This is a genomic window from Staphylococcus ureilyticus (assembly GCF_002902235.1).
Taxonomy (GTDB): Bacteria; Bacillota; Bacilli; order Staphylococcales; family Staphylococcaceae; genus Staphylococcus; species Staphylococcus ureilyticus.
Genome location: NZ_PPRL01000145.1, coordinates 1 through 6,468, shown reverse-complemented (window position 1 = coordinate 6,468; position 6,468 = coordinate 1). Strand labels below are relative to the sequence as shown.

The 6,468-nt window shown below is 31.2% G+C and carries 6 protein-coding genes; 1 reads left to right on the top strand and 5 read right to left on the bottom strand.

Annotated elements, in window-relative coordinates; genetic code table 11:
• Window positions 1–344: 344 nt before the first annotated feature.
• The 3 genes from CD150_RS12330 to CD150_RS12320 are packed head-to-tail and all read right to left on the bottom strand — an operon-like array spanning window position 345 to window position 2,968.
• A complete protein-coding gene (locus tag CD150_RS12330; protein ID WP_046207338.1) occupies window positions 345–1,370 on the bottom strand; it encodes a sensor histidine kinase in 1,026 nt (341 codons plus the stop codon).
• Window positions 1,363–2,037, bottom strand: coding sequence for a response regulator transcription factor (locus CD150_RS12325; RefSeq protein WP_046207337.1), 675 nt, complete (start codon window positions 2,035–2,037; stop codon window positions 1,363–1,365). The genes CD150_RS12330 and CD150_RS12325 overlap by 8 nt, the downstream gene beginning before the upstream one ends.
• Before the next feature lie 13 nt (window positions 2,038–2,050).
• Window positions 2,051–2,968 (bottom strand): NAD-dependent epimerase/dehydratase family protein, encoded by a 918-nt coding sequence (locus CD150_RS12320; RefSeq protein WP_073343317.1) that lies wholly within the window; start codon window positions 2,966–2,968, stop codon window positions 2,051–2,053.
• A gap of 121 nt (window positions 2,969–3,089) precedes the next feature.
• On the opposite strand from CD150_RS12320, the gene CD150_RS12315 reads away from it, so the two are divergent.
• Window positions 3,090–3,596 carry a GNAT family N-acetyltransferase gene (locus CD150_RS12315; protein ID WP_046207335.1) on the top strand — a complete coding sequence of 169 codons (507 nt, stop codon included), beginning with the start codon at window positions 3,090–3,092 and terminating at the stop codon, window positions 3,594–3,596.
• 370 nt (window positions 3,597–3,966) lie between these two features.
• On the opposite strand, the gene CD150_RS12310 is transcribed toward CD150_RS12315, so the two are convergent.
• Both CD150_RS12310 and CD150_RS12305 read right to left on the bottom strand, forming a co-directional pair.
• On the bottom strand, window positions 3,967–4,998 hold the full coding sequence (locus tag CD150_RS12310) for an alpha/beta hydrolase (RefSeq protein WP_073343320.1): 1,032 nt from the start codon (window positions 4,996–4,998) through the stop codon (window positions 3,967–3,969).
• Between the two features lie 147 nt (window positions 4,999–5,145).
• Window positions 5,146–6,213: a YkvI family membrane protein gene (locus tag CD150_RS12305; protein WP_103161635.1), complete on the bottom strand. Its 1,068-nt coding sequence runs from the start codon at window positions 6,211–6,213 to the stop codon at window positions 5,146–5,148.
• Window positions 6,214–6,468: the final 255 nt, after the last annotated feature.

The following is a 6,468-nucleotide window of genomic DNA, read 5'->3' as shown; positions in this document are numbered from 1 at the left end:
CATATATCAAAACGCACAATAGCAATATTTGCATAATTACTATTTTTAAGCAACAATTATTTTTCTATATCTCAAACTTAATTTAGATACAATTAGTTCAAAAGAAAGTTGATTTTTTGAATTTGTAGATATTATCAAAAATTTCATTCTGCGCTCTATTTCATCCTAAATAAAGTTAAATGTAGATATGTTTTATTTTAATTGCATCAAAGGTTGATAATAAAAAAAGACAATTTCTCCATAAAATTAGAAATTGCCTTCTTATCGTTCATCGCATCATTTGCGCGTCAAATATCGCTTTTTTAATGGTTATAGAGTTTTTTATACAACGTACATGAGCAATATCAATAATCAGATAACATGCTAACAATTTCATTTTGGTTCGGAAAAACAAATTGCACTTTCGTTCCATTATTAACTTCAGAATTGATATGAACAGTTATCCCTAATTTCTCTTTTACATTTTTTACCAAATACAAGCCAATTCCAGAAGATGTCGTTTCATTACGATTTTCCGTTGAAGTAAAACCTTTATCAAAAATTCTTGGCAAATCTTTTTTGCTGATTCCTCTACCTTCATCCTTAATTTCCAACGTCACATGGTTTTCGAGTAGTTTGCCGCTTACATGAATCGTGCTGTTTTCACTGTATTTAACAGCATTGGAAAGAATTTGTCTTATCATCATGCGACACCATTTCGTATCTGTATATACTTTATAATTGTCATCAAATTCAAGTTCAAAATCTATACCTTTCGCTTGGCTAATATATCTAGTGATTTGTATTTCGTCTATAACTAAACGTTTTAAGTAAACATTTTCATAATACATATCTTTATTTTGCGACTCTAATCGAGTCAGAAATAGATGTTTATCTAGCATGTCATTGATACGTGTCCATTCAAATAAGAGTGCACGTCTTCTATTATCATCGCTTTCTTTTTCAATTAATAATTTTAAAGCAGTGACAGGCGTCTTAATATCATGCACAAAATCTGTTAACGCAGCTTCCGTAGATTTGATTTGTTGTTTTTGCTTAGTCACTAAACTTTTTTGTGTCGTAATTTGATGATATAAATATGCTAACATTTCTTCTTGGAACGGAGTATCGGCCAATGATTTATGCTTTAACGCTTCGGGTTCTATATTATCATCTAAGTGCTTATAAAACTTAACTTCTTTTAAATATGTAAATAATAAGAAAATACAGCTTAACCCTATATTTAAAATAATTATATATAAAACACTATTTACATTTAAATCATAATCTAAAAAAGCAATACCTAAAAAGATGAATTGTAAAACAAGCAACCAAAATATCCAGTTTTTACGTGAACGCAGGAATAACCATACCCATTTCATACTATCCATGAGCCATATATCCCTTACCGATTTTCGTTTCAATTGCATCTTTCATATTAATATCTGCAAGCTTTTTTCTCAATCGATTCACATTGACTGTTAAGGTATTATCGCTGACAAATGCTTCATCATCCCAAAGTGCAGTTATTAATGTATCTCTAGTAACAATCGTATCTTGTTTTTTCACTAACATCTCTAAAATAATCATTTCTGTTTTAGATAAATATATGACTTGATCGTCTTTATTAATACTATCCTTAGTAAGGTCCAATGTCGCTTGTTGCCAAGTTATGACTCTTTTCTCATCTATACTAAATTGATAAACGCGTCTATAAATCGCTTGTAGTTTAGCAATTAAAATGTTTGTATTAAATGGTTTTTGAACATAGTCATCTGCGCCTAATTCCATGCTCATTACCTGATCCATTGGATTATCTCTTGAAGATAAAAATAAAATTGGTGTGTTTGATATTTCGCGAATCTTTCTCGTCCAGTAAAATCCATCATATTTGGGTAGCTTAACATCCATAATAACTATTGCCGGATCAACCGCTTTAAACTTCTCTATTACAAGATTAAAATCATCGATACCATTAACATTAAAGTCCCACTGTTCCAACTCTTCACTAAGTTCCTTAAATAAAGTCATATCATCTTCCACTAATAAAATTTCCATAAGCTCACCTCAATTATTTTGTATATTTTATATTTTCCCCGGAGTTAATTCGACCTTGGTAATGTTTAATGCGGCAATCAATTTCAAATCCTCGCATCATTAAATCTTGGAAAGGTGATTGCATTAAGTAATAAACAGGCCAAGTTAATTTAGGAATATAATCAAACAAATGAACGATGACTTGTTGTGTGTTTTTTAATTTGCGAAATTCTAATTTCCCTTGCTTTTTTAAATTAGGTTTTACAATTCTACCACTCACAAGATGCAACGTAATGATGTCTTTTTCAGTGTTCTCTTTGCGCAGTACTAGTATAGGTTTGCGTTTGTTTTTCATGTACACAATGAAATTATCCCCTTGTTTTGCTGTATGCAACAATGTTCCTTTCGTTTCATCTAGCCACTTAAAATAATATGTTACCATTTGGCTTAATGTCCAATTCATCGGTAGTTGTATACTTAACGCACTTCTGACATCATCATATTTCGAAGTCTGTAACTCAACTGCTACGTGAGGGCGGGCCACTTCTGCCGTCGTTTCTTCTACTTTAGTACCGTATGCTGATAAACGCTGCTTCGTTTCAACATCAAAGCGACTACCACTTATATATATTATCTTACTCACACCTTGTTTGGCTGCAGCTCTCCCAAAATTATCTGCAGCTATCAAATTGATATCTCTAGCAGTTGCATGCGTCAGCTTAGCAGAATGCTTGGTTGGATCTAAATAAAATATTGCAATATCTATACCGTCCATAGCAGTTAAAACATCATTATAGTTATAAATATCTTTTTCTAGCCAAATAATTTCTTGATATTCTTTTTCTTTTGGATACTTAGACAATGTATATAAGATTCCTTCATCTTTAATGGATTCAATTAGATATTTTCCTATATAACCTGTAACACCCGCAAGCAATATATTTGGTTTCATTATACGACATCCTTTATCATATATTTTTCTTGTTTTTAATATTCCCTAGTAAATTCATGTTAATGATGTTAAGTTATACTATAACTGAGTTTTAAAAATTAGAAATGAGGAGTGGACAAATATGGTTCATCAAATTCGAGAAATTGGTATCAACGATATAGAACCTTTTATAAAACTATTAAGTACAATCTATGATGAATCTGATTATTTGATATACAATCCTGGTGAGTATGCGCCCTCTAATACGGATGCTATTGCAACCTTAGAACATTATATAACTTCTCCTTCTAATGCAATTTATATTGCAGAAAACAATGGCGAACTCGTAGGATTTGCAATTGTCACTACCGAAAGTTTCGAACGTACACGACATGAAGCACACTTTTCTATGGGAGTTATAAGGCATTATCGTGAAAAAGGATTAGGACAATCATTAATTAATTCCATAGAAGCTTGGTGCTTAAACCATGACATTCACCGTATTGAAGTTGAAGTAGTTCCCGAAAATACGACCGCTGTTGATTTATTTAAAAGTGCAAACTATCAAGTCGAAGGAGAACTTAAAGATAAATTGTTTATTGATCATCGATATTATAATAAATATATCATGGCAAAATTACTAATTTAATGATTTTAATGTAATAAATTAGTAAATAGTTCCTTATTTGCAGTTTAATCGTTTTTGGATAAATATCCAAATGACAACTTCGTCTTCATCTATATTTTAACAATTAAACCATTATTGAAGTGTATATGATACCAACCAAACCTAGCTTGCTTACACCATTAGATTATCACTTCCATATGTTCTGTATATCCTTCTATTTCAATTTCAATCGTTGAGACAAAAGAACGACTAAGTTAAATCGAGTCTATACATTATTATTAAAAAAAACACTTCCGTATGAATACATCTCATTTGCATTCAACGAAAGTGTTTTTTAATTTCCTTAAAACATTGATGTTATTTAAATCAAATATAGTTACATCATCGATATCTAATATGGGTTTAATTCAACTCCATTTGGATTCGCTTCTTCAGATTGATATTCCGTTTCAACGCCTGAAGAAGTTGTATTTCTGCTTAAAAACCTTAAGACGTCTTTCATATTTTGCTGTGATTCTGGCAATTCCATATGAAATTGATACTGATGTCTCAATTTATGAGAACCGTCATAAAATAATGTATCCACCGGTACGTCTGTTGACTTTAATTTTTTATAGAATTCAATATTCTGACTATAAAATGGGTCGGCATCGCCCACTGATAAAAATGTTGGCGGATAATCTTCTGTAACTTGATTGATGGTAGACATCTCACTTATATACTTAAATTGTTGTTCCCAATCTCGTTTTCCAGTATAGCTTTCCATAAAGAGCTGAATTCTTGGGAATTCTGTCGCTCTAACTGTCTTCATGTCATAAAAGCCACCAAAAAAGATAGCTGCTTTAAGCTGATCTGCTTCAAATTGTTGATTAAAGTTCATATCCTCTCTTAAAGATTTATTCGTTTGTATTGCTGTGTATTGGCTTGATAACTGCGCACCTGCAGAATCACCGCCAAAAATAACTTGATTGAAATCAATTGGTAACTCATGTTTATTTCTCTTAATAAAACTTACCGCTTGATCAATCTGTTGTAACTGGGTAGGATATTTAAAATCTGGTGCAAGTGCATAATTAATATTCACCACAATATATCCTTGTTCAGCAATTTTAGATAATAATGGGTTTTTATATTGTTTATCTCCCGCAATAAATCCTCCGCCATGCATCCAAAAAATGACTGGAAGTTTGTTATCTTGATCTAATTCATTTGGCGTTAATATATCAAGTCGACTATTGGGTGCCCCTTTTCCATATGTGATATTTGTAAAAGCATTCACATTTTTATTATTAATTTGAACTTTTTCGTTTACTCTACTCGAGTTTTGTCTATCATACTGTAGTTTTAAAAGTACTGCCATAACTACTACAACCGTGACTATGATAAACGTTGTGATAAGGGTCCATTTATGTTTTTTCTTCATAGATTACCTTTCCTTTCGGAAGCATTGTACCATAATAAATAAGTTCACAATAGTATTACAAGGATAATAAACTAGAAAACTCAGCTTGCATACGTTAGCAAGCTGAGTTATATCATATATCAATTTACAATTTTTCACTTTTAAAAGTTAAGCAATAAATTTCTTGTTTTGTCGTTTTCTACTGTAATACTTAATAAGTACTCCAATAACAACAATAAGACCAACATATCCCATTATTGGATATAAATAGTTGATTAAACCTGCGAAACCTACAAAGCTTAAACCATAAGCCACAAGTACCATAACTATGATAAAGATATGATATTTTTTACTATACGGTTCTGTAAATCTCGCTACAAATGAATACATTAAACCAAGAATTGTATTATACATTACTGCTAACATAATTACTGATAACACTAGTGCTATCCAAGGATTAATTGCATTTGCTAATGTTAACATCGGAATATCTGCATCTTTGATTTTTGGAAATTCAGATTGTAATGCAAAGTTAATTAACGCTAATAACACGGTATAAATAATACCACCAAATAGCGCACCAGCGCCTGAAACACGACGTCTTGAAGCATCGCCGCCTATAGCGACAATAGTACTGAATCCTACCGCAAATGCAAGACCACCATAGTTAATACCTTTAAGTATACCTAACCATAAGCTGTCACTTGGTACAGTTTCGTTAACTTTACCTAATGAAATACTACCATTGAAAAGATAGTAAGCAGCAATAATAACTACTAATATAATTAAGAATGGCGTAACAATACCTAAAGCTCGTACGATTTTATTAAAGTCCATCAATAGTGTGATATATATTGCAATTACCATTATCAATGCACCTAACCACGTTGGTACACCGAAACTTTCTTGAAATGTTGATCCTGCTCCAGCAATCATAGTAACTGAAATACCAAATAAGAAAAAGATTAGTAAGTAATCTACGATTTTACTGAACGCATTTCCAAATAAGTAGTCCAAAGTTGATTCATGGTTTTGTGCGTCAAACGCAGTACCAATTTTCGCAACTTGTCTACCAATAAATCCTAAAATTAGCCCAGAAAGTAAAACACCAATATATGACCATAAGCCATATGGCGAGAAGAATTGCATAACTTCCTGTCCTGTTGAAAAGCCAGCACCTACTACGATACCGACGTAAGCGAAACCAATTTTTATAGCTTCTTTATTCAACCCCATGTGATAAATAACCTCCTCATAGTTAACACATTTTGTAATTATAACGTACTGACTGTAATTTGCAACATGAGAAAATTAAGATTTGCACAATTCATTAAAATTAAACATAATAGTTAAGCAATATATTTCTTTTTAATCATTCATTTTATCTTTTAAAAATAAATCGTCAATTCCAAGATACACTATAAATATTAATAAATTCCAATAACTTTTTGCAAATTTATACATTTCTAAATTTCATAATAATTCAAAAAT